The sequence below is a fragment of the Rothia sp. SCPM-O-B-18226 (M350) genome, assembly GCF_058213595.1.
This window is the reverse complement of record NZ_JBYQJS010000001.1, coordinates 250,549-277,399: the sequence shown is the minus strand read 5'-3', so window position 1 is coordinate 277,399 and position 26,851 is coordinate 250,549. Positions and strand designations below refer to the sequence as shown.

At 63.5% G+C, this 26,851-nt stretch carries 23 protein-coding genes; 7 read left to right on the top strand and 16 right to left on the bottom strand.

The window, feature by feature from the left end; genetic code table 11:
* Positions 1-82 precede the first annotated feature (82 nt).
* On the bottom strand, positions 83-427 hold the full coding sequence (locus AC3E6W_RS01235; protein ID WP_490652139.1) for a DUF3263 domain-containing protein: 345 nt from the start codon (positions 425-427) through the stop codon (positions 83-85).
* A gap of 164 nt (positions 428-591) precedes the next feature.
* On the opposite strand from AC3E6W_RS01235, the gene AC3E6W_RS01230 reads away from it, so the two are divergent.
* Complete coding sequence (locus AC3E6W_RS01230) at positions 592-1,263, top strand: uracil-DNA glycosylase (protein WP_065423968.1); 672 nt, start codon at positions 592-594, stop codon at positions 1,261-1,263.
* A gap of 90 nt (positions 1,264-1,353) precedes the next feature.
* Here AC3E6W_RS01230 and AC3E6W_RS01225 read toward each other — a convergent pair whose 3' ends face one another.
* The 8 genes from AC3E6W_RS01225 to AC3E6W_RS01190 all read right to left on the bottom strand — a co-directional run bounded on the left by AC3E6W_RS01225 (position 1,354) and on the right by AC3E6W_RS01190 (position 12,216).
* On the bottom strand, positions 1,354-3,564 hold the full coding sequence (locus AC3E6W_RS01225; protein ID WP_490652138.1) for a threonine/serine exporter family protein: 2,211 nt from the start codon (positions 3,562-3,564) through the stop codon (positions 1,354-1,356).
* 266 nt (positions 3,565-3,830) lie between these two features.
* Positions 3,831-4,109, bottom strand: a complete 279-nt coding sequence (locus AC3E6W_RS01220; RefSeq protein ID WP_005504506.1) for an HPr family phosphocarrier protein — start codon at positions 4,107-4,109, stop codon at positions 3,831-3,833.
* Between the two features lie 240 nt (positions 4,110-4,349).
* Positions 4,350-6,044: a phosphoenolpyruvate--protein phosphotransferase gene (gene ptsP, locus AC3E6W_RS01215; RefSeq protein WP_490652137.1), complete on the bottom strand. Its 1,695-nt coding sequence runs from the start codon at positions 6,042-6,044 to the stop codon at positions 4,350-4,352.
* Between the two features lie 98 nt (positions 6,045-6,142).
* The gene (locus tag AC3E6W_RS01210; RefSeq protein ID WP_294647423.1) at positions 6,143-8,158 is read right to left on the bottom strand and encodes a PTS fructose transporter subunit IIABC; all 2,016 of its coding nucleotides are present in this window, start codon (positions 8,156-8,158) and stop codon (positions 6,143-6,145) included.
* Between the two features lie 134 nt (positions 8,159-8,292).
* On the bottom strand, positions 8,293-9,243 hold the full coding sequence (locus AC3E6W_RS01205; RefSeq protein WP_490652136.1) for a 1-phosphofructokinase family hexose kinase: 951 nt from the start codon (positions 9,241-9,243) through the stop codon (positions 8,293-8,295).
* The gene (locus tag AC3E6W_RS01200) at positions 9,243-10,034 is read right to left on the bottom strand and encodes a DeoR/GlpR family DNA-binding transcription regulator (RefSeq protein WP_049331499.1); all 792 of its coding nucleotides are present in this window, start codon (positions 10,032-10,034) and stop codon (positions 9,243-9,245) included. Before AC3E6W_RS01200 ends, AC3E6W_RS01205 begins: the two co-directional genes overlap by 1 nt.
* 357 nt (positions 10,035-10,391) lie before the next feature.
* Entirely contained in the window at positions 10,392-10,940 is a 549-nt protein-coding gene (locus tag AC3E6W_RS01195) for a VanZ family protein (RefSeq protein ID WP_490652135.1), read from the bottom strand.
* The gene (locus AC3E6W_RS01190; protein ID WP_490652134.1) at positions 10,930-12,216 is read right to left on the bottom strand and encodes a histidine phosphatase family protein; all 1,287 of its coding nucleotides are present in this window, start codon (positions 12,214-12,216) and stop codon (positions 10,930-10,932) included. Before AC3E6W_RS01190 ends, AC3E6W_RS01195 begins: the two co-directional genes overlap by 11 nt.
* Positions 12,217-12,455: 239 nt before the next feature.
* Between AC3E6W_RS01190 and AC3E6W_RS01185 the strand changes: the two genes are divergently transcribed.
* From AC3E6W_RS01185 to AC3E6W_RS01175, 3 genes are all read left to right on the top strand, one after another.
* Complete coding sequence (locus AC3E6W_RS01185; RefSeq protein WP_049331495.1) at positions 12,456-13,421, top strand: ABC transporter ATP-binding protein; 966 nt, start codon at positions 12,456-12,458, stop codon at positions 13,419-13,421.
* Entirely contained in the window at positions 13,421-14,842 is a 1,422-nt protein-coding gene (locus AC3E6W_RS01180; RefSeq protein WP_070681121.1) for an FtsX-like permease family protein, read from the top strand. Before AC3E6W_RS01185 ends, AC3E6W_RS01180 begins: the two co-directional genes overlap by 1 nt.
* Before the next feature lie 173 nt (positions 14,843-15,015).
* Entirely contained in the window at positions 15,016-15,774 is a 759-nt protein-coding gene (locus AC3E6W_RS01175; RefSeq protein WP_490652133.1) for an HAD family hydrolase, read from the top strand.
* Between the two features lie 109 nt (positions 15,775-15,883).
* On the opposite strand, the gene AC3E6W_RS01170 is transcribed toward AC3E6W_RS01175, so the two are convergent.
* The 4 genes from AC3E6W_RS01170 to AC3E6W_RS01155 form a co-directional block, all read right to left on the bottom strand.
* Positions 15,884-16,579 (bottom strand): methionine ABC transporter permease, encoded by a 696-nt coding sequence (locus AC3E6W_RS01170; protein WP_005504487.1) that lies wholly within the window; start codon positions 16,577-16,579, stop codon positions 15,884-15,886.
* Complete coding sequence (locus tag AC3E6W_RS01165) at positions 16,580-17,638, bottom strand: methionine ABC transporter ATP-binding protein (protein WP_294616260.1); 1,059 nt, start codon at positions 17,636-17,638, stop codon at positions 16,580-16,582.
* A 144-nt stretch (positions 17,639-17,782) separates the two neighbouring features.
* Complete coding sequence (locus AC3E6W_RS01160; RefSeq protein ID WP_049343138.1) at positions 17,783-18,652, bottom strand: MetQ/NlpA family ABC transporter substrate-binding protein; 870 nt, start codon at positions 18,650-18,652, stop codon at positions 17,783-17,785.
* A gap of 315 nt (positions 18,653-18,967) precedes the next feature.
* The gene (locus AC3E6W_RS01155; RefSeq protein ID WP_490652132.1) at positions 18,968-20,746 is read right to left on the bottom strand and encodes a long-chain-fatty-acid--CoA ligase; all 1,779 of its coding nucleotides are present in this window, start codon (positions 20,744-20,746) and stop codon (positions 18,968-18,970) included.
* A 154-nt stretch (positions 20,747-20,900) separates the two neighbouring features.
* Here AC3E6W_RS01155 and AC3E6W_RS01150 point away from each other — a divergent pair, with 154 nt between their 5' ends.
* From AC3E6W_RS01150 to AC3E6W_RS01140, 3 genes are all read left to right on the top strand, one after another.
* Positions 20,901-21,050: a hypothetical protein gene (locus AC3E6W_RS01150; RefSeq protein WP_168162477.1), complete on the top strand. Its 150-nt coding sequence runs from the start codon at positions 20,901-20,903 to the stop codon at positions 21,048-21,050.
* Entirely contained in the window at positions 21,050-21,712 is a 663-nt protein-coding gene (locus AC3E6W_RS01145) for a sugar O-acetyltransferase (RefSeq protein WP_049331483.1), read from the top strand. Before AC3E6W_RS01150 ends, AC3E6W_RS01145 begins: the two co-directional genes overlap by 1 nt.
* Before the next feature lie 77 nt (positions 21,713-21,789).
* A complete protein-coding gene (locus AC3E6W_RS01140) occupies positions 21,790-22,905 on the top strand; it encodes a hypothetical protein (RefSeq protein WP_490652130.1) in 1,116 nt (371 codons plus the stop codon).
* Between the two features lie 119 nt (positions 22,906-23,024).
* Here AC3E6W_RS01140 and AC3E6W_RS01135 read toward each other — a convergent pair whose 3' ends face one another.
* The 3 genes from AC3E6W_RS01135 to AC3E6W_RS01125 form a co-directional block, all read right to left on the bottom strand.
* Positions 23,025-24,503, bottom strand: a complete 1,479-nt coding sequence (locus AC3E6W_RS01135) for a dihydrolipoamide acetyltransferase family protein (protein WP_490652129.1) — start codon at positions 24,501-24,503, stop codon at positions 23,025-23,027.
* Positions 24,504-24,602: 99 nt separating this feature from the next.
* A complete protein-coding gene (locus AC3E6W_RS01130; RefSeq protein ID WP_490652128.1) occupies positions 24,603-25,589 on the bottom strand; it encodes an alpha-ketoacid dehydrogenase subunit beta in 987 nt (328 codons plus the stop codon).
* 2 nt (positions 25,590-25,591) lie between these two features.
* Positions 25,592-26,758 carry a thiamine pyrophosphate-dependent enzyme gene (locus AC3E6W_RS01125; RefSeq protein ID WP_490652127.1) on the bottom strand — a complete coding sequence of 389 codons (1,167 nt, stop codon included), beginning with the start codon at positions 26,756-26,758 and terminating at the stop codon, positions 25,592-25,594.
* Between the last annotated feature and the right edge of the window lie 93 nt (positions 26,759-26,851).

Here is a 26,851-nt window from a genome sequence, read left to right as displayed (position 1 = left end):
GGCGCTCCCTGTACCTAGAGTACCGTCTCGGGCAAGCGGAACCAACGCGGGCACGCACCGCAAAGCGTCACGCCAGGATTGACTAGTCGGCGTCACGACGGGCACGCAGCGCATCCACGAGTCGCGGAGCCGCCGCGCGCACGCGCTCGTCGTCCAGCATGACGTTCAGCATCTGGTAGTAGGCAATCGGGGTGAATCCGAGGGCTTTAATGGCCTTCTCCTTGGAACCCTGATGCTTGAATCCTCGGCCTTCCAGGGCCAGGATGCGCCGCTCGAGCGGGTTCAGCCCGTCGTTCAGCTCATCCGATTGAGTCTCAGCACGGACGGGGGTCTCGGCCGAGGTTTCAGCCGGACTTTCGGTCTTTCCCGGAGTTTTGTTCTCCGGGGTTTCGGACTGCACGGCTTCGGTGTGTTCCTGCTCCGACATATTCCCTCCTCATTCTGTCTGCGGCGTACCATCGCGGCCGACATTGCCACCGCGAGTATTCGTCTTCCCTTAGTCTAGAGGAGAGCCTCAGTCTAGAGGAGAAGCAAACGTCGCGCGCCCGGCACCGAGAAACCAGCCGGGCCGCCCCAGCCCGAGGAGTACGCTTGAACCAGCCCCTGAACACCATCATGAGCGAGGACTGGGCCGCGGCCCTCGCCCCGGTCGAAGAGCAGATTCACGCCATGGGGGATTTCCTGCGCGCCGAGCACGCCGCCGGCTACCGAACCTTCCCACCGTCCGGCGATATCTTCAACGCTTTCCGCCGCCCAATGAGCGAGGTTAAGGTTCTTATCATCGGGCAGGACCCCTACCCCACCCCCGGTAATGCCATGGGCCTGTCCTTCTCGGTGCATCGCGGCATGCCCGTGCCCCGCTCGCTCACCAATATCTACAAGGAGCTGCAGGACGACCTGGGCATCGCTCCCGCCGAGCACGGCGACCTGTCCTGCTGGGCCGACGAGGGCGTCATGCTCCTGAACAGGGTGCTTTCCGTGCGCGAGTCCGATGCCGGTTCGCACCGCGGCAAGGGCTGGGAAGAGATTACCGAGTGCGCTATCCGTGCCCTGGTGGCGCGCAATCAGCCGCTCGTGGGTCTGCTCTGGGGTGCGGATGCACGCAAGTGCGCGCCCATGCTGAAGCCGTACCCGAGCGTGGAGTCGGCGCATCCCTCGCCCCTTTCGGCGCGACGGGGTTTCTTCGGTTCCCGCCCCTTCTCCACAGTGAATTCCCTGCTCGTGCAGCAGGGGGCCGAGCCGGTGGACTGGACCGTGCGCTAGAGCTTTCAAAGATAGCGTGGCGGCCCGTGAACTGAGGTTCACGGGCCGCCACGCATATTCTATATTGGCTATATAATCCCGTCAGGCATGTTAAGCCGGGGTGGATTCCGCATCCGCTGCTTCGGGAGCCACAGCGTCCAAAGGTTCAACGTTACGCGGCTTCGTGAAACGCTGCAACAGATACTGCATCGTGTAATTACCGAGCGCCACACCCGAGGCCATCGCCACCGCAATCGAGGCCGCCGTAATCATGTTCTGCATACCCAGAATCACGTCGGTCTCAACCGTCAGCAGGTACATGCCGCGGAAGAACGACAGACCCGGCAGCAGGAACGTAATCGCGGGAATCGAAAAGATGGCCTGCGGCACGTGCAGTCGGTACGCAAAATACGTACTCAACGCACCAATCACAACCGCCGCACACGCCGTCGGACCGCGACCCGTGCTCGGGCCGGCCAGAATATCATAGCTGTAATAAGCCGCCAGACCACAGGTGGTGATGAGCATCAGCCACCCAACCTTCACCAGCTTCGTCTGCAGGGTAATCGCGAAGGTCGCCGTCGCAATCAGGAAGAAAAACGACGCAACGAGCGGGGTCGTCGGTTGGAAGCGCAGCTGCTCAATATCCAGGGTCGGGCCATTGAAAATATTAATAGCGCTCACAGCCGTCGCGATGCCCACCACCAGGCCCAAGAAGCTCATGCCCGTCGACACGAAGCGGCCCGCGGCCGTCACCGGGAAACCGTTAATCGCGTCCTGCACGGCACCCACCAGGCGGGGGGTTGGCAAAAACATAATCATGCCCGCTGCAACCACCAAGGGTGCCGAAATCGGTTCCCCCGGACGCTGCAGAATCGAACCATCGCCACCCAGCCAAATCGCCAGGAAGGTCATCAGGCCCGCGCTGGCTGCCATGCGGAAGAACGCCGGGATACCGATTGAGCTTAGCCACTGAATCAGCAAGTACACCGGAATAAAGATGATGGCCGCGCTCAGAGCCGTGGAGAAGCTCGCACCCAGTGCCGCGGTCAGCGTCGCGGCGCAGGCCAGGTTTGCCAGCCACACGACCAGCGGCGGGAAGGGCTTGGGTCGGTGCGTAATCTGGCTCAGCTTTAGATCGGCAATCTCAAGGGTCATGCCGCCTCGCGTAATTTTGTAAATCAGGCCGTACACCTCGGAGAGCGCCTCATAGTTCTCCGTAGAAGAACGCACCACGCGCACAAGCGTGTGGGTAAAGCGCTCGTCCGCGTTCGCGTTGCGCTTGGCAATGCGGGACTCCATGTAGATATCCGGGTCCGAGGTGTAGTTGATGGTCACCGACTGGTTGGTAATATCAACGTCCACCGAATCCAGCCCGTACGCGGAAGAGACCGCGATGATGGCCGAGTCCACGTCCATAGCGTCGGCACCGTAGTGGAACATCGCCTCCGCCAAACGCAGGGTGAAGTTCAGGGTATCGCGGGCGTATTCCTTCTCGCGACGGAAGGCCTCACGGCGCTCGTGCTCCTGAGTACGAATGGTCGGCACGAACTGCCGCTGGGCGATGCGAGCGGCACCGCGCGGCGCGCCGGGAGCCGCCTCCTCGGTACGCACAAAAGAACGTAGGTGGCGCGTACCCCAGCGACCGCCGGTACCGCGGCCTCGCGCTCCTCGTACGTTCCGGCCCACGAGGGGCACGGCGGTCGTCGCCGCCGAGACGGGGCCGGTCTTGGGCACCGCGGCAGAGGCCGTATCGAGGCCGTAACGCTGCGCGGCCTGGGAGTTCGGAACCTGAGGAATCATGCCGGTCATGGGAACCGGCTGGGAGGGGCGCGTCAGAGCCGCCTCAGTCACCACGTTGCTGGCAGTTACGGGATGCGCTTCGTCGCGGTATGCGTCCAGTTCATCCTCGGGGGTGAGGGACGGGTCAATGAGGGTACGGGCACCGTGGTCGAGCTCGGCAGGCTCCTCCTGCGGGGCGGATACCTCGTCCGGGACGGTAGGAATACCAACCTGCGCGGCTACGTCGTGCAGAACATCGCTCACGGCGTGCGCCTGCACGGTCCCCGTCTCTTCGGAGGTGTTCTGCTGCGCCAGGACGCGGCGCAGGCGCTCGTCAGCAACCTGATCGAGGGAGACCAGGGGAAACCCGCCCTTGCCTGCGACGTAACCCGCTGTGACCGCGGGGACGGCCTCTTCCGAGGCGCTATTCCGGGTGTTATCCGGCTCTCCCGGCTGAGCCTGCGCCTCGCCTGCATGCGACGCGTTCCGCGCTCCGGCTCGTACCTCCGAAGGCGCGGGAGTATTCCTCGATTCTGCCAATGTCCCCTCCCGTTTAGACAGTGCCCCTATAGTCTAACAAGGGAGCGACGCGAGGGGTACACCCTCGTGAGCAGGTCCCGAAATCAAATTCTCCACCCCTCCGCCCGGCCCGTTTTCTTTGGCCGTTCGCGGTCTGCCTCCCCTCGGTGAAGAACGCGGGCAACAAAATATCCCGCCACCTCAGTGACGGGATATTTACGCATTGTGTGCTCGTTTCCGCACCCGTGGGCGACGGAATACGGCAACCCGGCCGGGGCCGAGGTTAATTACTCAGCGTCGTGGTCGGTCTCGAGGATCTTAACCAGCGAGTCCAGAGCCTCTTCAGCACCCTCACCCTCAGCACGCAGAACGACAACATCGCCGTGCTTTGCGCCCAGGGACATCAGGGACAGGATGGATGCTGCATCCATAGCCTCATCGGCGGGCTCGCCCTTAGCTGCGATGGTGACCTCGACGGGGAGGTCGCCAGCTGCCTCAGCGAAAATTGCTGCCGGACGTGCGTGCAGGCCGACACGGCTTGCGATAGTGGCTTCGCGCTCTGCCATTATGTTTCTCCTTTGATTCAGGAACCGAAATAATCTCGGAACCTATTCTAGATGAACGGGGCGCGTTAGGACCCGCCCTTACCCTATAAATTGTACCGGTTAGCCCTGCGCTAACAAACATAAAAATGCCGGGTGCAGAAATAATCTCTGCACCCGGCATTGTAGGTGTGTCGGCTCATGGGCCGAGCGGTTCAGCGACCATCCGACGGTGAGGAAGCCGCGAACCCTAGCGACTCTTGATTAGAGGCCCAGCTCGTCCAGAATCGGCAGAGCCTTGCGTGCGCTCTCCTTCGCCTCGGCAGAGGAAATCTGCTGCAGGGCGATAGCGGCAATCTGCTGTGCCTTCTCCTTGGTGACGGACTTCAGCACGGCGGCCACGGCGGGGATAGCGCCGGCGTTCATGGACAGGGTATCAACGCCCAGACCAATCAGAACAACAGCCAGAGCCGGGTCGGCTGCGGCCTCGCCACAGACGCTCACGTACTTCTTCTTGCCGGCGGTGACCGATGCACGCTGAGCACCCTCAACGGTCATCTTGATCATCTTCAGCACTGCGGGCTGCCAGGGGTTGTTCAGGTGAGCCAGATCGCCCAGCAGGCGGTCAGCCGCCATGGTGTACTGGGTCAGGTCGTTGGTACCGATGGACACGAAGTCCACCTCGCCCAGGATTGCCTCGGCGTTCATCACGGCTGCGGGGGTCTCAACCATCACACCGTGAACGGGCAGGCCAATCTCCTTGAGCATGTTCGCGAAGTTACGTGCCTCGGAGGTGGTCGAAATCATCGGGGCCATAACCCAAATGTCGGCGTCGGAATCCTCCGAAGCGGCCTTGATAGCCTGCAGCTGGCGGGTCAGAACGCCCGGCACGGTCCAGTCGGTACGGAAACCGCGGACACCCAGTGCGGGGTTCTCCTCGGGGTTCACGTTCAGGAACGGCAGGGGCTTGTCAGCGCCGGCGTCCAGGGTACGAACCACGATGTGCTTGCCGGGGAATGCGTCGAACACAGACTTGTAGGTCTTTGCCTGAGTCTCGATGGAGGGCTCGGCGTCGTGGCCCAGGAAGCCGAACTCGGTGCGGAGCAGGCCAACACCCTCGGCCTTCAGGCTTGCGGCCTTTTCAGCGGACTTACCGTCGCCAACGTTTGCGTACAGCTCAACTCGGGTGCCGTCAGCCAGCACGCCCTTGCCGTCGAAGTCGGCGACGGGCTTGCGGTTTGCGTACTTGATGGCTGCCTCGCGGTCAGCGTCGGTGGGTTCGGTGTCGACGATGCCCTCGTTGGAGTCCACGTAGACGATGGTGCCGTCGGCAATATCGGTCACGCCCTTGGCCGCCACGATAGCGGGCAGGCCCAGGCCGCGAGCCAGAATAGCGGTGTGCGCCTGGGGGCCACCGTCAGAGGTAATCAGGGCGATAACCTTCTCGGGGTCCAGGGTTGCGGTATCAGCCGGCGCCAGGTCGATAGCGGCCAGGATGAACGGCTCGTCAGAGACGGGAATACCGGGGGCCTGCTGACCGGTCAGCTCGGCGACGATGCGGGCACGAACGTCGTGGATATCGGTCACGCGCTCAGCCATGTAGCCGCCCAGGGCAGCCATCTGGTCAGCGAAGGAGGTTGCAGCCTCCCAGATTGCGCGCTCGGGGGCCATCTCCTGGGTCTCGACCAGCTTGATAGCGCTCTTGATGAGGGCACGGTCGGTAGCCATCTGGGAGGTGGACTTCAGCACGGCCTTGCCATCGCGGCTGGCGTGCTCGGCACGAGCGAGCAGGTCTTCCTTCACGCGGACCGAAGCGTCCTTGATGCGCTGTGCGGCTGCCTCGGCGGTCTCACCGCTCAGACGCAGGCCGTCCTTGGGCTCTTCAATGGGCTTGGGCATCTGAAGAACCGGGCCAATCACGCGACCGGCGTAGACGCCGACGCCCTTGTAGGTAGTCATGGGATTCATATCCTATCTGTGGGTTCTCTACAGTGTAACGCGTTCTATTCGCGCTGTCCTCTGTAGTTGCGAGTCAATCAGAAGATGAGGTCTACGGTTTAGGCGGATGCCTTGGAGCGGGCACCCATGGACTTCAGCACAACGTACACCAGAGCCGATAGCACGGTACCGGCCAGCACGGCCACGAAGAACATCAGCGGGTTCTGCGCCAGACCAATAATCCAGATACCGCCGTGCGGTGCCGGAGAGGCCACGTGAGCGCTCATCGAGATGGCGCCGGCAAGGGCACCACCCACAATGGTCGAGGGGATGACGCGGGCGGGATCAGCCGAGGCGAAGGGAATAGCACCCTCGGAGATGAAGGATGCACCCAGCAGCCAGGCGGCCTTGCCGTTCTCGCGCTCGGTCTCGCTGAAGAGCTTGGGGCGCAGGGTGGTGGCCAGGGCCATGGCCAGCGGCGGAACCATACCCGAGATGATGACGGCGGCCATGATTTCCTGGTTCACGGTCGCACCCGAGGACAGACCGGCGGTTGCGAAGAGGTAAGCAGCCTTGTTGATGGGGCCACCCAGGTCAGAAGCCATCATGGCACCCAGGATCAGGCCGAGCAGCAGAGCGGAACCACCGGACATGGAGGTCAGCCAATTCTGCAGGGTGGTCATAACCCATGCGAGGGGCGCACCGAGCAGCAGGTACATTGCCAGGCCGGTCACCAGCGAAGTCACGAGCGGAGTGATAACCACGGGCATCATGGAACCCAACCAGCGGGGTAGCTTCAGGGTGCCCAGGGCGTATGCAATCAGACCGGCGAGGATACCGCCGACGATACCGCCGAGGAAGCCCGCGTTCACGGCCAGAGCCACGGAACCGGCGATGAAGCCCGGTGCGATACCGGGACGCTGAGCCAAACCGTACGCAATGTACGCGGCTAGGGCCGGAACCATCAGGCTCAGGCCGAAACCACCGATGGTCTGCAGCACGGCACCCAGGTACAGGGTCCAGTGCACGTCACCCAGGTTGAACAGGGTTGCCGAACCCAGAATTGCCTTGGTGTCCACGTCGCCAAGGTTCGGCATGGTGATGGCCTCGAAGACGAAGCCGAGGGCCACCAGAATACCGCCGGCGGCGACGAACGGAATCATGTAGGAGATACCGGTCATCACGGCCTTGTAGATGCGCGAGCCCCAGGCACCCTCGGAGGCGCCGGCGCTGTCATCGGAGGTGGATGCGGCGGCGGCCACGCGGGCACCGTTCGGGTTCTCGGCCTCGGCCAAGGCCTCAGCGATCATTTCCTTCGGCTCGTCGATACCGCGCTTGACGGGGGACTCCACGAAGGGCTTACCGGCGAAGCGGTTGCGGTCACGCACGTTCACCGACACGGCAAAAATCACGGCGTCGGCGGCGTCAATATCGGACTGGCTCAGGGTTTCGTTGCCCGAGGAGCCCTGGGTCTCAACCTTCAGGTCGTAGCCGAGTTCCTCGGCGGCGTACTTGAGGGCGTCGGCGGCCATGTAGGTGTGGGCGATACCGGTGGGGCACGCGGTCACCGCGACAATCTTCTTCACGGCCGGCGCGCTTTCAGAAGCCTTCGGGGCTTCCTTCTCGGCAGCGGCGGGGGCGGCGTGCGCAGCCTCGGCGGGCTTAGCCTCCGCCTTCTTCTCGCCCACGCCCAGCGCACCGTTCACCAGGTCCACGACCTCATCGGCAGACGAAGCCTCACGCAGGGCGGCGGTGAAGCTCTTCTTCATGAGGGAGCGTGCCAGGGTCGACAGTAGCTTCAGGTGGGCCTGGTCAGCACCGTCGGGTGCAGCGATGAAGAAAATCAGGTCGGCGGGGCCGTCCTTAGCGCCGAACGAAACGGCGGGGTTGGGGCGTGCCATGGCCAGGGTCGGCTCGGTGACAGCGGCGCTGCGGCAGTGCGGGATGGCAATGCCGCCGGGAATACCGGTGTCGGTCTTGGACTCGCGAGCCTCGGCAGCCGCGTAGAGCTGCTCGAAGTCGGTCGCGCGGCCGGCCTTGACGACAGCTTCGGCAAGCTTGGCGATGACGTCGAATCGGGTGTCGCCGAGATTCTCGTCCAGTAGGACGAGATCCGCGGTGATCAGATCGGACATGTTCTCTCCTCGGATTGGAGTGGAGGCGGGATGCTCCGGCGGGAACGCCCTCCTCCTGTGTTTTAAGTGTGTGCAGAGCCTCGGACAAATATTCTCAAATTAGAATATTTACGTCGGTGGTGTTTCGCTCCTCATCAGAGCTGAATCTGACGGACAGTAACCTTCTCGGGGGTGGTCTGATCCAGCGAGGGCATACGGGTACCGGGCAGGGCCGCCGCGGCAGAACCGTGGGCCACCGCCTGAACCAGGCAACCGGGCGCATCCGCGCCGCGAGTGTGCGCAATCAAGAAGCCCGAGAGCGAAGAGTCACCGGCACCCACCGTGCTACGCACCTGAATCGGCTCGTGCACGGCGTGCCAGATACCTTCCTCGGTCACGAGCACCGCGCCGCCGCCACCCAGGGTGGCCAACACGTACTCGATGCCGTCGCCAAGCAGCTTCTGAGCGGTGCGGGCAGTCAGCTCGGGGCTGGCCTCAAGCTCCTCCCAATTATCACCACCGGTCAGCTGGGCCAGCTCCTCGGAGTTGGGCTTAATCAGCGTGGGCTTGTGCGCACCCGCAACGGTCGCAATCAGCGGCGCTTCGGAGGTATCAATCGCAATCTTGCCCTCGTAACCGGAGGCGCGTAGGGCCGCCACCAGCTCGGAATAGTAGGTGGGCTCCAGACCCGGCGGAAGAGAGCCGGCCAGGACCACCCATTCGGCACCCTTGGAACGCTCAATCACCAGGGCGTCCAGCTTCTCGCGCAGCTGCGCATCAAAGTGGGTGCCGGGAGCGTTCAGCTTGGTGGTGGTGCCATCGGGGTCCACCACGGTGATGTTCGAGCGAATCGGCTCACCGGTCGGCAGGTTCGCAAACTCGACATCCACCGCAGACAGAGCGGTCAGCACCGGGTCGGTGGACTCGCCGGGCACAATAGCCACGGTCGGAACACCGGAAACCTGCAGCGCGCGAGAAATATTCACGCCCTTGCCGCCCGGATCCTGCACGGCACCGACGGCACGCTGCACGGCGCCGTGGGCCAGGGGCGCGCCGAGCTCAATCGTGCGGTCCAGGCTGGGGTTGGCGGTCAGAGTAATAATCATTAGGCAATCACAATCTCAACATTGGCGGCCTCGAGCGCCTGGCGAAGGGCACCCTCGGGCTCGCGATCGGTAATGAGGGTGTCAATATCCTCAAATCCAGCGAAGCGGACCAGGGACTCCTGGCCGAACTTCGCGGAGTCACAGAGCAGGACCACGCGACGGGCGGACTTGCAGATTGCAGTCTTAACGATTGCCTCGTTCATGCCGGGGGTGGAGATGCCAAAGTGCGGCTCGATGCCGTTGGCACCGATAAACGCAATATCGGGGCGCATCGTGCCGAAGTGCTCGGCCGCGCGGGCACCGACGGCGGCCCAGGTCATCTTACGCAACTGACCGCCCACCAGCTCGAGGGTTACGCCCTCGGCCTCGGCGAGCTTAACTGCAATATGCAGTGCGTGGGTGATGATGATGCGGTCGTTGCCGGTCTTAAGGCTGAAGTTCTCGGCGCCGATGTGGTCGGCGAGAATCTCGATGGTGGAACCCGCGTCCAGCACGATGGAACCCGACTCAGAATCGCGTAGCATCTGGTACGCCTTGGTGGCGATGCGACGCTTCTCCGGGGTGTTCATGCCCTGGCGGGAGGAAATAGACGATTCCAGAGAGGTGGACTGCTCGATGGTCACCGCGCCACCGTGGACGCGGCGAAGCTTGCCGGCCTCTTCCAGGGCGGCAAGGTCACGGCGCACGGTCTCCATGGTCACATCGTATCGGCGCGCAAGGTCTGCGCCGTTCACGCGGCGTGCGGAGGCAACGAGCTTTGCAATTTCGGCACGGCGTTCTTCTGCGAACATAAATTCGGTGTTCTTTCGGTAGTGGGTAGGAAATCTGTGCGTATCTATGGCGTGTTCTCAGTGCGGGTACGTTCCCGCGGGAAGCAAACGCAGTGCGCCCCAGAACATCCATTATCATACTTGATTTTATGTGGGTTTTTGTGGGTAGGTCAATATAAACCACCGTATTCACCGGAATATTACCCTGTGTTCCCTACAGAAACCACACCCTTTACCACCCCGTGTGAGTGATTATGTCTGTTTGACTCGATGAGGCGTTGGGTTTTGTTCCGCGGACCACACATAACGCGGCCCACACATAACGCGGCCCACACGCATCGACCGCCAGTGTCCACCGGTCGGGCGGCGGGCCGGTCCCTACGCCCGGCGCTCCCGGCGTTTGCGGAGCACCCGGTGCATCCAGAAAGCGCAGGCCGCTCCCAGCAGGGCACCCGTACCGTTCATGAGCACATCCACGAAATCCCCCGTGCGGTTAGGCATGAAGCTTTGAATCGTCTCGATGCACGCGCTCACCACGAACCCGGCGTACAGCACGTGGCGTCGCGCAGACGGTCCCAGAAGCAGGGCGAAGAGGAAGCCTCCGGGCACAAACATGATGACGTTTGAGAGCTGCTCGATGCTGGAGTAGGTCACAAACTCGGGTAGCCAGCCGGCGGCGTGGCCCGCATCCAGCAGGGCTGCGAGGCGGCCACCCATCTCATTGTCGTCCACGTGGACGGGGGCGAACACGATGCTCGCCACGACCAGGCAGTACAGTGCGGTAAGGGCCCAGAGGGCGCCGCGGAGCACGCGCATCCCCCGGGAGAGGGGACGCGCCGAGGACTCAGCTGCCCCCTCGGGTGCAACGGATGCCCCCTGCGCCGAACGCTCAAGGACTTTGCCCGCGGGGCGCGCGCTACCAGACAATGCGACCCACCTCGTCGGTGTATCGCGAGGAGTCCCACGCGAAGAGGCCGGGGACGTCCACCACCAGCGGCTCGGCGTTCGGCACGGTCACGGTCCACTCCTCACCCGCGGCGGCGGAGAGGGCGCGGCGAATCAGGCTGCCGTGGCTGACGGCGATAATCTTCTGTTCTCCGCCTCGCTCCGCGTAGTCCCGCACAATCTGGCGCAGCACGCGTACCGCGCGAATGTACACGTCGCGTTCGGATTCCACGTTCGGGTAGTAGCGCTCGGGGGCGCGGCGTTCGGGGGCGGGAATGTCCAGGCCCTCGCCGTCACCGTAGGCGCGCTCGACCAGCTCGGGGTAGGTCTTGTCCACCTGCAGGTCGAAGTGCTCGCCGACCAGCTGCGCGGTCTCGTGGGCACGGGACAGCGGCGAAGACACCAGCACCGTAAAGTCCAGGCCCATCTCCGCCAGCTTCTTGCCGGTGGTGTGTGCCTGCTCGCGACCGGTGTCGTTGAGCGGAATGTCCGTGACGCCCTGCATGAGGTTCACCTTGTTCCAGTCGGTCTGGCCGTGACGAATCAGGGTGAGGGAGGTGTTCTCGGCGCCGGCGGGCAGGGGCTCAGGTCCCAGGTCGGGTTCGTTCTGACGCACGAGCAGGCGGTCGATGGTGCTGTCCAGGTACTGCAGGGGCACCTCGGTCAGGGAGGCGTTGACGGGAATCGGGTAGAAACCCTCCTCGGTGAGGCAGTCGGGGCGCTCCCCCAGCAGGGCGTTCATCATCAGCGCGATGAACATGCCGTGGGTTGCCACCAGCACGGTCTTGCCGTCGTACTCGCGGCGCACGCGGTTCAGGGCCGCCAGGCCGCGGGCGACGAATTCCTCCGTGGGTTCCACGCCGTACTCCTCACCGGATTCGCGGGAGGCGAGCACCAGCTCGCGAGTGGCGATTTGCCCCTCCAGCTCGCCGAAGGAGCGCTCCTGGAATCCGGCCACGGCACCCCGGTAGGGCACGTTCAGGCCTTCGGCCACAATCTCGGCGCTTTCGGCCGCGCGGCTCAGGGGCGAGGAGAGCACCAGGTCGACGACGGTGCCTTCGTCACGGGCCTGCTTCAGCGCGTCGATGGCGGTGCGCACCTGGTCGCGGCCGGTGTCGTTGAGGGGAATGTCGGTGCCGCCCTGGAAACGGTGGTCGATGTTCCAATCGGTCTGCCCGTGGCGCATAAGAATGATGCGGGTTCCGTGCGGTTCGGGCGCGACGGGGGTGATGATGGGGGTGTTCTGTGCGTCGATCATCCTTCTAGTATCCCACTCGTCTCCGCGAGTTCAAGGGGTCGAAGCCACACCGCCTGCACGCCACCCGCGGTGCCGACCTCATACCGGAGGACGAGGCGAATAGCTCCCTCCCGCGCCGCGTCGGCCCTTTTTCTCAGCGTATTCCCATATTTTTCAGCCCTCAGATGGAGGGCCGAGCCGCCGAGAAGCTGAGATGATAGACGGGTACTTCCGTTAGTTCATATCCGATGAAGGTTGCTATGACGCAGAATCCTCAACCCCAGAACCCGCAGTTCCAGGCTCCCACGTCCCAGAACCCGTACTCGATGACCCCTCCGCAGGCGGCGCAGCCTGCGGGCCAGTACTCCACCCAGCCGGGTCAGCCGAGCCAGGCGGGGTATTATCAGGGCCAGCCGGGTTACCCCGCTCAGGCACCCCAGATGCCCCAGCAGATGCAGCAGGCGCCCTTCGCGCCCGGTGCGATTATTTCTGCCCGCAACCTGCACAAGTCCTACGGCAATAACCCGGTTCTGCGTAACGTGAGCCTCGATATCTACCCCGGCGAATCCGTGGCGATTATGGGTCCTTCCGGTTCCGGTAAGACCACCCTGTTGCACGCGCTCTCGGGCATTATTAAGCTCGATGCCGGTTCCGTGCTGTTCAACTCCCCCACCGGTCAGGTGGCGGTCGAGTCTCTCAGCGAGCGCGAGCGCACCTCCCTGCGCGCTAGCTCTTTTGGTTTCGTGTTCCAGCAGGGTCTGCTGGTTCCCGAGCTGACCGCGGAGGAGAACGTCTCCCTCGCCGCGATGATTGCGGGTATTCCCCGCCAGCAGGCGCGCGCCATTTCTGCTGACCTGCTGAACCGCCTGGGTCTGGGCCAGATGCTGGACCGCCGCATGGGTGAGATGTCCGGTGGTCAGGCCCAGCGCGTGGCTATTGCCCGTTCGCAGGTGAACGGCGCCCCCGTGACCTTTGCGGATGAGCCGACCGGCGCGCTGGATTCGAAGACCGCGCGCGAGGTGATGGCGCTGCTGCTGACCATGATTCCGCAGCAGGGCAAGACTCTACTGGTGGTCACCCACGATCCGAACGTGGCTGCCGCGTGCTCCCGCGTGGTGTACCTGCAGGACGGCCAGATTGTGAGCGATCAGCGCAATAGCCAGGGCGGCGTACCCGCGCAGAACGGCACCCAGAACCCTGACGCTCAGTCTCAGGCAGGTGCATAATGCAAATCTATGCTCTGCTCGCCAAGCGAACCCTATGGAGTTCGCAGGCGATTCTTCCCGTGCTGGCTTTTGCGGCCTCATCGGCGCTGTTTTTGACGGTTGCCGGTGGTGTTCAGGCACTGAGCACCTGGCTTGACCACGCCTCCAACGTTGACCACGAACTGGTGAACCTGATGGGCATTCAGAAGCTCTACATGGGTTTGGCGTGGGTTGCCGCTCTGGTACTGGTTGTTCCGCTCTTTACCCTGGGCGCTTCGGCTGCTCGTTTGAGTGCCCGCCGCCGTGACGAGCGTCTGGCTTCCCTGCGCCTGATTGGTGCCTCCACGACCCTGATCGTGGGTCTGTCGGTTGCAGACGCGCTGGTGTACTCCTTCGTGGGTTTCATTATTGGCCTGTTGCTCTACCTGGTGCTAATTTTCCCGTTCGGTGCCATGCACTTCATGAACGTACCGCTGGGTGCTGAGAATATGCTCCTGCCGGTGAGCATGATTTTCTACTGCTTCCTGGGGTGCATGGTCCTGGCGGCTCTAAGCTCTCTCTTCGGTCTGGCGAAGGTCAGCATCAGCCCGCTGGGTGTGCGTACCCGCGCGAAGGCTGGCTCCGCCGGTTACATTGCCCTGGGTATCGGTGTTGTTCTGGTCATTGCCGTGATGATTCTGGCGTCTACCTCCACGGGCTTCAGAATGTTCTCGCCCTTCCAGGACGGCGGCGCCGATAGCGCCATCAAGAACCTCGCGATCTTCATTGCTCTGCCTGGTCTGGTGATGATGGTTGCCATCGATCTGATTGGCACCTTCCTGGTGTGGGCGTACGCAAAGATTCGTGTACGCATGACCCAGAAGGCGTCAGTGCTGCTGGGTTACCGTGCGGTGCTGGAATCCCCGCGCGGTGCATGGCGCCAGGTTTCGGGCGTGGCACTGTCGACCTTCTTGGTGACCTTCTTCGGTCCCATCCTGATTCTGGCGGGTGAGATGAGCAAAGACGCGAAGGAAGCCGGTCCCGCCGCCGGTCCCTTCATGACCATCATGCAGGACATGTTCCAGGGCATGCTGCTCATGCTGTTCTTCTCGTACCTGCTGGTCACCCTCTCCGCAGTGCTGAACCAGAGCGCCGCCATTTACGAGCGTGGTTCGCTGTATTCTTCACTGAATATGATGGGTACCCCCACGAAGCTGCTGCAGGCTTCGCGCCTGACCGTGGTCTTCGGCCCGCTGGTGCTCATCAGCGTGATTTCTGCGCTGCTGGGTCTTCCGCTGACGGCTTTGATTGCGGCTCAGGGTCTTCCCGGTGAGGTTCTGGCGAAGATGTTCGGTCTGACCTTCGGCGCTATTGCGCTGGGTCTGGTACTGGTCTATGTGGGCCTGTTGGCGACCATTCCGTTTATGCGTCAGGTGACTCATAAGCCGGTGTCCGCTCTCTAGGCTGCTCGGCCTCTACCCTCCCGTTGCGTTCTCCGGACGCGGCGGGAGGGTTTTTGCGTGCCCTTCCGTCCCCGCCCGGTCTTTCGTTCCGTGGGTGAGGCGCGGCCCCGAATATTTTCTCAGGCGCCGGGCTGGCGCTTCCTTCACCGATGGCCCTGTGAGAGACTGGCATTATGTTTGAACACACCGTACCCTCCGATTGGTTCCCCCGTTGCGCAATCTTCGACTGCGACGGCATCCTCCTCGATTCTGAGACCGTGTGGAACCGGGTTCAGCGCGAGCTCTTCGCCCGCTGGGGCGTTCCCTTCACCGAGGAGGTGGAGGAGCGCCTCACCGGCCTCTCCGCCGCGGATGTTGCCGAGCAGCTCGCCCGCCTCTCCTACGAGGCCCGACAGGGCGATGCGGCCGATGCTGCAGCCTACGCCGAGCACCACGCGCAGGTCACCCGGGATCTGCTCACCACCGAGCGGCAGATTATCTCCGCCGGAGTGGAACTCATCGACGGTGCGCAGGAGTTCCTGGGCTTCTTGAGCGAGCACATGCCCGTGGCCGTAGCCTCCAATTCCACCTCGGGTATCCTCACCGTCAAGATGGAGAACTACGGCTACGCTCCCCTGGTACGCACCTGGGTCAGCAGCGAGGACGTTCCCGCGGGCAAGCCGGCACCCGATATGTACCTGGAGGCGGCGCGCCGCCTCGGCTTTGAAGGTCACGAAGCGCTGGCGTTCGAGGACTCCCCCGCCGGTGCTCAGGCGGCACGCGACGCCGGCACGAAGGTCATGATTTACACTCCCGCCGGTACCGACCCCGCGAAGGCCCCCGAGGGCTACGGGCGCTTTGACTCCTTCCGCGACCCGCAGCTGTGGGAGGCGGCCCGCGCTTGGGTTGCCAAGCTTCAGGCGGCACAGCAGTCTGAAGCAACGCAGGGCTAAGTAATTAGCGCCCCCTCCCCCGGTATGAAGAAAGACCCCCGGCCCGCTCATCAAGGAGCAGACCGGGGGTCTTCTATGCCTTATCAGCCGTGTATATAGCGGCACGAGCCTATCGGCGCATAACCTTCTTGGCCAGTGCATTACCGATGAACTGAACCAGCTGGACCAGGATGATAATAATCGCCACAACGGCCCAGGTAATCTCGTCGTTGAAGCGCTGGTAGCCGTCCACAATCGCGATCTTACCCAGACCACCGGCGCCCACGTAACCGGCCATTGCAGACATATCCACCACGCCGATGACGAGGAAGGTGTAGCCCAGGATCAGCGGGCCGAGCGCCTCGGGAATCATCACGGTGAACAGGATGGTCAGCTTCGAGGCGCCCATAGCGCGGGCCGCCTCAATCACGCCGGGATCGATGGAGACCATGTTCTGCTCCACGATACGGGCGATAGCGAACGCAGCGCCGAAGCTCATCGCGAAGACCGCGGCGTTCACACCCAGGCGGGTACCCACCACGGCGCTGGTCAGCGGGCCCAGGGCCGCAATCAGAATGATGAACGGAATCGGGCGAATGATGTTCACCAGAATGTTCAGGACCGTGTACACGAAGCGGTTCTGGAAGATATTACCGGCGCGGGTGGTGTACAGCAGGGCACCCACAATCAGGCCGACAAGGCCGGCGCACAGCATGGTAATGGACACCATGTAGAAGGTGTCGCCGATAGCCGGGATGAGCTTCTCGGGCAGGAACTCGCCCCAGTCGGTCTTCGAAGCGGCCAGCGGAAGAGTAGTAGCAAACATTTAGCGCACCTCCTGCACGCGGGCAACGGTCTTCAGTTCGGCAACGGCGGCATCAATACTGGTGATTTCGCCGAGGAGTTCCAGGGTGAGGGTACCGTAGGCCTTGCCCTGCAGGGTCTCGATACCGCCGCCCACGATGTTGAAACGGACGTTGCGGGCGCCCAGGTAGGACAGCACCTTGCCGAGCTCCTGGTTGCCCTCCACGATTTCGACGTTGACCAGGTAGCCACGGTGCGATGCGCGCAGATCCTCCGCCTCCTGGCCGGTGGGGGCCAGCTTGACGGTGGTCGCCACGAAGAGCTTCGCCACATCGGTCTGCGGGTTAGAGAAGACGTCGTAGACGGTTCCTTCTTCCACCACGCGGCCGGACTCCATGACCGCCACGCGGTCGGCGATGCTGGCCACGACATCCATCTCGTGGGTAATGACCACGACGGTGATGCCCAGGTCGCGGTTCACGCGCTTGAGAAGGGCGAGCACCTCCTGGGTGGTTTCGGGGTCCAGGGCGCTGGTGGCCTCATCAGCCAGCAACAGCGAGGGGTTGGTTGCAAGCGCGCGGGCGATGCCCACACGCTGCTTCTGACCACCCGAAAGCTGGTTCGGGTAGTGGCCGGCGCGGTCGCTCAGACCCACGAATTCCAGCAACTCCAGGGCGCGTTCGCGGCGCTTGGCCTTGGGCCAACCGGCCACCTTGAGGGGGAACTCAACGTTACCGAGCACGGTGCGGGAGTTCATGAGGTTGAACTGCTGGAAAATCATGCCGATGTTCGTACGGGCCTCACGCAGTTCGGAGTCGCGCTTGCCAGAGATTTCAAAATCGTCCACGATCAGCGTGCCGCTCGTGGTCTTTTCTAGGCCGTTGATGAGGCGCACCAGGGTGGACTTACCGGCACCGGAGTAGCCGATAATCGCGAAGATTTCACCGCGGTTGATGGTGAGGGAGACGTTGTCCACGGCGGGGACAGCCTTGGGGCCGTTACCGAAGACCTTGGACACGCCGTCCAGAATCACCATGGGCTGGGGGAGGCCTTCTACGACCTCTTCTAGCTGTTCACTCATAGTATTTGTATCCGTTAAATGTCGTGGTTGGGACACCGAGGGACTCGGCGCCGGTACGCAAAGGACGGTAAGCCCTTCTAACCCGCATCGGGTGCCCGGGCTTACCGCCTTACGTGTGCCTACGAGAGGCGTGTTGTCAGGAGATTACTTCTTGGCGCGCAGCTTGGCCTCTTCATTGGCCAGGGACTGACGCAGCTCGTCGGTGCTCACGTTGACCTCAACAGCGGTGCCGCGGGTCTCTTCCTGAACAGCATCCATGACGGGCTTGGTGTGGAAGATTTCAACGATCTTCTTGTAGGTCTCGTCGTCAGCCTTGTCCTTCTGGGCGACGAAGAGGTTCACGTACTTGATGGCCGAGGGGTCGGTCTTGGGATCGTCCTGAGCCAGTGCGTCCGCGGGCTTCAGGCCTGCGTCCTTGAGGAAGTCGTTGTTGACGACTGCGCCGTCAGCGGACTCCATGCCAACCACGGTCTGGGTTGCGTCGACGGGGGTGACCTTCACCTTGGAGTTAGCGGTGTCAACATCGTCGATGGTGGGGGCGTCTACGTCAGCGTTCTTGAAGGTGACCAGACCGTTGGTCTTCAGCAGCTTCAGCGCGCGTGCCTCGTTCACGGTGTCGTTCGGGATCACAATCTCGCCACCCTGGGGGATGTCGGCCAGCTTGGTGTGCTTCTTGGAGAACAGAGCCATCGGGTAGATGACGGTCGGGCCCACGATCTGCAGGTCCTTGTTGGCGCTGACGTTGTAGTTCGACAGGTAGGCGATGTGCTGGAAGCGGTTCATGTCAATGTCACCGGCGTCCAGAGCGGGGTTCGGCTCGGTGTATGCGCTGAACTCCTTGAACTCGATGTCGATGCCCTGCTTCTTGGCTTCTTCCTTCAGGGTCTTGTTGAACTTCTCGGAGCCGACCACACCGATGGTGACCTTCTTCGAGGAGGAGTTCGAGGTGGAACCGCAAGCGGCCATGCTGAAAATCATGGGGACGACTGCAAGAGCAGCGGCAAACTTCTTCACGGCTATGAATCTTTCTGTTGAATGATGACGTGCTTCACCGGGTACGGGCATAGAGCGCCGACAAGCCGATGCGAATGATGATGGGACAATTACAGCACGCACAGGGGCGGCGGTGGAAGTTAAGGGTCAATCATGAGACACAGAATGTCAAGCTCGTCATATTTCGTCATATTTCGTCACACGATGATTATTCGCCAATTCCACTCCCCCACCAGCCGTCCGTCGGCGTCAACGCAAAGCGCCGGCCCGGGCCTAAAACCCGAGCCGGCGCTCATCGTACCCGCCCGTTACGGGCGGGCGGCAAACCAACCGACACTACTGCTCAAAATCGCCCGAGGCAATCAGCTGCTCCCGCACCTTACGGCGTAGCACCTTGCCGAGCATCGAACGCGGCAGGTCGTCCACGACCACGATGCGGCGCGGCACCTTATAGCGAGTCACCTTCGAGTAGCAGTGTTCGCGCAGGGTGTGCTCCTCCACCACCCGGCCGGGGGCGGGAACCACTGCGGCCACGACCATCTCGCCGCCGCCGGGCAGCGGGATACCGACCACCGCCGCATCCGCAACCGTATCGTGCTGCTTGAGGGCGACCTCCACCTCGGTCGGGGAGACGTTGAAGCCGCCGGTGATAATGACCTCCTTGATGCGGTCCACAATCTGGATGAAGAAGTCCTCGTCCAGGCGCACAATATCACCCGTGCGCAACCAGCCGTCGGGGGTGATGGTCTTCGCGGTCTCGTCTTCACGCTTCCAATAACCCATGAAGCGCTGGGGACCGCTGACCCACAGCTCACCCTCCTCGCCGAGAGGCACATCCGCACCCGTCTCCGGATCCACCACGCGAATATCGGTCGAGGGGAAGGGCACACCAATCGAGCCGGCGCGGCGGGTGTCGTTCAGCGGGTTACAGGAGACCAGCGGGGCACACTCGGTCAGGCCGTAGCCCTCCACCATGAAACCGCCGGAGGCTTCCTCCCACTCGGCCACCAGTTCGGGCGGCAGGTTCATCGCGCCCGACACCGCGTAGCGGATACCCTCCAGGGACACGCCGCGCTTCTTCGCCTCATCCATCAGTCGGCGGTACACCGGCGGAACCGCAGGAAGAATCGTCGGACGGGTCTTCTTCATCGCCTTCAAAATCAGGTCCATGTCCACGGTCGGGAACAGCACCAGGCGGGCACGGCACAGCGACGCAATCGTCACGCCCAGGGTCATACCGTACGCGTGGAAGAGCGGCAGGACCGAGTAAATCACCTCGTCATCGCCCGGGTTAATCCACGCCTCACCCATGCGGCCGTTCGACTCCAGGTTGCGGTGCGTGAGCATCACGCCCTTGGGCAGACCCGTCGTGCCGGAGGTGTACTGCAGCAGCGCAATATCATGCGCGGTCGGGCGGCGATGCGCGGGATCAATGCGCTCGCTCTTGAGCAGCTGCGACCACGGCACCGTGCCCGGGGCCGGGCCCGTCAGCTTCTCACGCGAGGCACGCGCGCTCTTGACGGGTAGCTTCAGCGCGGTGCGCATGAGGCGCGGCATCGCCGAAATCAGGTTCACCGAATAAATGTGGGTGGGGCGGATATCGGCCGGCATCTCGGTCACGTGCGAGGCAATCTTGTCCCACACAATCGCGACCTTCGCGCCGTGATCCTCAAACATGTGGCGCAGCTCGGCCCCCGTGTACAGCGGGTTATGCTCCACCACAATCGCGCCCAGGCGCAAAATCGCATAGAACGCCGCAATATGCTGAGGGCAGTTCGGCAAAATCAGCGCCACACGGTCACCCGCCTGCACACCCGCAACGCGCAGACCCTCCGCAGTACGCTCAATCTGGTCCCCCAGCTCAGCGTAGGTCGTGGTCGCGCCAAAGAACTCCAGGGCGACCTTCTGCGGGACGCTACGCACCGCCTCATCGATAAGGTGGCTCAGCGAGGTCTCGGGCAGCTCAATATCGCGGGCAGTCCACGAAGAATAATTCTTCAACCAGGGGCGATGCGCCAGGGGGTTCTCACCGGATTCGGTAGTGGGTGCGCCGAATACCGCGGCGCGCGCGGGGGCTGCGTCCCCCGTGTTCGTGTTCTTCTGAGCCTCAGTCATGATTTCGATTGTGCCCGCCGACGGCCCCTCGGCTCAACTTCCAGCGCCCTTCCAGGCCATCTTCACGGCAGGCTCCCAGCTAAGGGAGCCCGGCGCGGCCAGTTTCACGACACTCCCCCGGGTGCGCTCGGCGCAACTCTGGGATACTTAAACCATGAGTAAGCGACAGCAAGACATAACCGACGAGCAGTTCAAGCAGCTCCTTCGCGAAATTTCCAAGCGCTTCGCCATCGCCGGAGGAGTCGTCATTCTCATCGGTCTGGCCATCATCGCCCTAGTCTACCTTCTGGGAGGAGCCCACTAATGCACACCCCGCAGCGCCCCAACGGCGACATCTTCAACCGCATGGTCTCCGGTGCCGCCTACATGCCCGACGCCGAATGTGCGGCACAGACTAAGCGCATCCACGCCGCCACCGTCCTCGCGGAGGAGCACTACGCCCGAGGCGAGCACGCCCAGGCCATGCACGTCTACCGCGAAAACCTCGGCCACCTGGGCGAGCACTCCCACATCCGCCCCGGTGCGCGCTTCGACTACGGCGTGAACACCTACATTGGGGACGGTTCCTTCTTCAACTTCGACTGCGTATTCCTGGACGTCTGCCCGATTCGCATCGGATCCACCGTGCTCGTCGGCAACAACGTGCAGTTCCTCACCCCCACCCACCCGCTCAACCCCGTCGACCGCGCAGCGTACTGGGAGGGCGGCAAGCCCATCACCGTTGAGGACAACGTCTGGATTGGTGGCGGCGCCATCATCCTGGGCGGCGTGACCATCGGCAAGAACTCCGTTATCGGTGCGGGTACCGTCGTCACCAAGGACGTACCCGCAAACTCCGTCGTGGTCGGCAACCCCGGACGCGTGGTTCGCACCCTCGACGAGAACGAACGACCCGCACACCCCCACCCCTACTCCGCCGAATCCCTCGAAGAGGCCCGGGCCTTCCAGTCCGAGCACAGCGAGTAAGTTAAGACCCGCCCGAAACGCGAGCCACCGCACACACCGGGTCGCCAGACGATCCCCGAACCCCGTTATCGGAAGCCATGAATACACAACACAACCAGCAGCCGGAGTCCCGCCCGGCGGCCAGCCAGCAGGCAAAGGGCAACGACAATTCCGCGCCCAGCGAGCAGGATCTGTGGGACGCGGCCTTCTCCTCCGACGACCCCACGGTCGTGCTGACCGCCGAGGACCTGCAGCAGGCCGCCTCGCGCCGCGCCGAGTCGCGAACCACCGACGGGGAGGCGACCCGCGCCTTCCCCAGCCCCATCCCGGCTCCCAGCCCGCAGGATGACGCGGACACCTCGGACGGCGGGGAAAGCGCCTTCGGCTGGCTCAACACCCCCGGCTCGGGTAGCTCGGGTAGCGGCGCATCCGCGGGTTCCGCGCCCGAGCCGAGCGCCGCGTCTGCCCCGAGCGTGTCCGAACACCGCGGCGCGCAGGCCGCCAACGACCGCGGAACGGCACCCAGCGTTACCCCGCAGAACACCGCACCGCGCGCGCCGGAACAGCCCGCCCAGCACGGGGGCTTCGCCGCCCCAGCGAGCCAACCCGCTCAGCCCATCCTCCAGCCCGGCGAACCGGTACTCACCGCCGCCACCGCCCTGCAGATGCAGAAGGAACGATACTCCCGCATGCACGTACTCCCGGGCCTGCTCGGCTGGCTCGTGGCCATCACCCTCATGGACGGCGGCCGCTGGGGCATCGGCGCCTGGCTCACCTCTACCGGGCAGGAGCAGTCCCTCGAGTACCACGCCGTCATCGGACGACTACTCTCCGGGGAATCCTCCGTAGTTCCCGTGGCGGTCGCCCTGAGCGTCCTCATCTTTGGTGCCTACCTGGTCGGCGGATACGCCGCCGGACGCATGGCTCGATTCGCCGGCTCCAAGCAGGGTATTGCGGTGTGGCTGTGGCACCTCATGGGCCTCATTGTGGCTTCGCTGGCCACCTACCTGGTCCCGCAGATTTTCCCGAACGGCACCGCCGCGTTCTCCATGCAGCGGCTCATGAACGGGGATACCTCCAACGGCCTGCTGGCGATTATGCTCATCCTGGCGCTCAGTTTCCTGGGAGCCCTCATAGGCGGCGCCTGCGGGCAGATATACCACCGCCGCGTGGATAAGTACCCGAGCACCCGGGTGGAGCGCGAGGACGGCTAGCCTCCGAAGCACCGGACACCGCACCGATGCCGATACAAAACGCGAAGACCTCCGGCGCACGCTATGTGCGCCGGAGGTCTTCGCGTTGAGCGACCCTTCGGGGCCGTTTAGGTTATTGCCTAGTGATCCAGCAGCAGGGCCGGCTCCTCCAGGATGGCCGCCACATCGGCCATGAAGCGAGCCGAGAGGTCGCCGTCCACCACGCGGTGGTCGAACGAGCCGCCCAGGGTCGTCACCCAGCGAGGAATCACTTCGCCGTCGACCACCCACGGCTTCTGCTTGATGGTACCGAAGGCCACAATCGCAACCTCACCCGGGTTGATAATCGGGGTACCGGTATCAATGCCCAGCGAACCGATATTCGTAATGGTCAGGGTGCCGTTCGCCATCTCTGCCGGCTGGGTCTTGCCCTCACGAGCGCGAGTGGTCAGGTTGTTCAGGGCAATCGCAAGCTCACGCAGGGAAAGCTCCTGGGCATCCTTGATGTTCGGGACCATCAGGCCGCGCGGGGTGGCGGCCGCAATACCCAGGTTCATGTAGTGCTTAATCTGAATCTCGCTATCGGTCCAGGTTGCGTTGACCTGCGGGTTGCGCTCGGCGGCCCAAATTACCGCGGCGGCCAGAACCAGCAGCGGGGTGACCTTCACGCCCTCAAAGTGGCGGGACTTCTTCAGGCGCTTGACGAACTCCATGGTGCGGGATGCATCCACGTCCACGAAAATCGACACGTGCGGGGCGCTGAAGGCCGAGGCGACCATGGCCTTCGCGGTGGCTTTGCGCACGCCGCGCACCGGGATGCGCTCGATGCGGTCGCCCGGGGTGGTTGCACCCTGCCAGAAGGGCTGGCGGGCACCGCTGTGCTGCACGTCCTTGAGGTGGGCAACGTAGTTCATGAGGTCCTGCTTGGTCACCTGGCCGCGGGCACCGGTGGCGGTCACGTGGGCCAGGTCGACGCCGAGTTCCTTAGCGGCCAAACGCACCGGAGGAGCCGCCAGGGTCGGGCGGTGCGGAACCTGCTCGGGAGCCAAAGTCGGCGCGGGAGCCGCTGCGGGCTCGGGTGCCAGACGCTGCACCACCGAGTTCAGCGGGGTGTTCTCCACAAAGCGGGAGGCGCGCTCGGCCAGCTCGCTGAGCAGGCCCTGGTTGCGGTTTACCGGGTCGGAGGGGGTGTGCGCCACCGGTGCCTGGACTGTCGGCGCCGCGGGTGATGCGGGGGCGGCAGGTGCGGGCTGGGCCGCGGAGGCGGGACGCTTACGTGCGCGGCGCTTAACGGCGTCCGCCTTGGGTCCGGAGCCGACCAGCGCGGTGCCGGATTCGGTCTCCTGCTGGGGTGCCGCGGGAGCGGCCGGGGCTGCGCCGTCGCCACCGGAGATGCGGATGATGGGGGTACCCACCTCGACGGTCTCACCCTCGGCGACCATCAGTTCTTCGACGGTGCCGGCATAGGGCGAGGGCAGTTCGACAACGCTCTTGGCGGTCTCAATCTCGACCAGCACATCGTTGATGGCGACCTCGGTGCCGACTGCCACCTTCCAGCTGAGGATTTCAGCCTCGGTCAGGCCTTCGCCCACGTCGGGAAGCGAAAAAATCTGGGACATATTTACCTCTCACTAGGGCATATACCCTATACGGAATATTCTGTGCGGGCTCGCAACCCGCCATAGCGCAACACGCTGATACGTCAGATCAGGGAATGCCTAGTAGTCAAAAGCGCGATCAACCGCCTCCAGGATGCGGTCAATATCCGGCACGTACTCCTCCTCCACGCGGGAAACCGGGTACGGCATGTAGTAGCCACCCACGCGAATCACCGGGGACTGCAGGCTGTAGAAGCAACGCTCCGTAATCGCGGACGCCAGCTCACCACCCATGCCACCGAAGGTGGGGGCCTCGTGGGCGATAATCAGTCGACCGGTCTTCGCCACCGAGGCGGCCACGGTCGGCACATCCAGCGGAGAGATCGAGCGCAGGTCAATCACCTCGATCGAGCGGCCGTCCTCGACCGCAGCCTCCGCGGCTGCCAGGGCCACCGGCACCAGCGGACCGTACGCAACAATCGTGGCGTCGGTACCCTCGCGCACGACCTTGGCGCTAAACGGATCGAAGGAGGTGTCGTTCAGGTCCACGTCTCCCTTGAGCCAGTAGCGGCGCTTGGGCTCAAAGATAATGACCGGATCCGGGCACTCAATCGCCTTGCGGGTCATCCAGTAGGCCTCATGCGGGCTCGAGGGGGTCACGATGCGCAGGCCGGCGGTGTGGGCGAACAGCGCCTCGGGCGACTCGGAGTGGTGCTCCACCGAGCCAATCACGCCGCCGTAGGGAATACGAATCGTCACCGGCACGATGTACTGCTTATCGGTGCGGTTGTGAATCTTCGCAAGCTGGCTCGTGATCTGGTTGAAGGCGGGGAAGACGAAGCCGTCGAACTGAATCTCGGGAACCGGGCGGTACCCGCGCAACGCCATACCGATGGAGGTGCCGATAATGCCGGACTCCCCCAGCGGGCTATCCATGACACGGCGGTTGCCGAAGCGGGACTGCAAACCCTCGGTCACGCGGTACACGCCGCCGAGCTTGCCGATATCCTCACCGAGCAGAACCACGGTGCGGTCAGCCTCCAGGGCATCCTCCAGGCCGCGAGTAATGGCCTTGGCGAGGGTCAAACGCTCAATGTTTTCGCTCATCTTTACTCCTCTTCAAAGCCTGCATTGTAGGTGCGGTAGAATGCGCGGTCGTCCTCAACCTGCTGGTGTTCCTGGGCGTAGACGCGGTCGAAGAAGTGCTCAAAGTCGGCCACCTCGGCGGAAAGCACGGCGTCGCGCACGCCGGAGGCGACCTTCTGGGCAGACTCGGCAACCTCCTCGAAGAAGGCATCGTCGGCGTAGCCCTGCTCACGCAGGTACTTCTCGAGGCGAATCATGGGGTCGCGGTGCAGCGGCCCCTCAAGGTCGGCCTCGGTGCGGTACTTCGTGGGGTCGTCGGCAGTGGTGTGCGGGCCCAGACGGTAGGTCTCGGCCTCGATGAGCACGGGGCCCTCGCCGGCACGAATCTTCTCCATGGCGTAACGGGTCACCGCGAGCACGCCCAGGATGTCGTTGCCGTCCACGCGCAGGCCCTCGAAGCCGTAACCGGCGGCTCGAGTCGAAATCGGCACGCGCGACTGCACCTCGAAGGGAACCGAAATGGCCCAGCGGTTGTTCTGCACGAAGAAGAGCACCGGGGCATCGTAGGAGGCCGCGAAGACCATGGATTCGTGAGCGTCACCCTCACTGGAGGAGCCGTCGCCGAAGTAGACCGCGACGGCGGGCTTCTGCGCGTCGGTTGCGGGGTCGGTGGCCTGGTCCTGGCCGGTGGGGCGCTTGCCGGTTTCAGCCTCGATATCGGCATCGAAATTCAGACCCATGGCGTAGCCGACGGCATGCAGGGTCTGGGCGGCCAGCACCTTGGTGTAGGTGTGGAAGTTGTGGGCCTTCATGTCCCAACCGTGGGTGGTGGTGCCGCGGAAGATGGTAATCAGATCGCGGAAATCCACACCGCGCGCCAGGGCGACGGCGTGCTCACGATAGGAGGGGAAGATGTAGTCGTTAGGGGCGTAGGCCAGTGCGGAGCCGACCTGCGCGGCCTCCTGGCCCCGGCTAGGAACCCACAGGGCGAGCTGGCCCTGGCGCTGCAGGGCGGTCGCCTCGTCGTCGAAGCGGCGGGTGGTGTACATGAGGCGGTAGGCCTCGCGCAGGGTATCACCATCGACGTCTTTGACGTATCGACTGAAGGTGGGGTGTTCGTGGACGGTGCCGTTCTCATCCATGAGCTGGATGCGCTCGGGCACTCCCGGGTACTTGTCGTTCTCGTGCATCTAACCTCCACACGTGACGATGGCTTCGCCTGCGGGCTACCGGGGCCAAGCCTCATTCTCCACGAAAGGTGGAGGGTTGAGAGGCTGAATTTA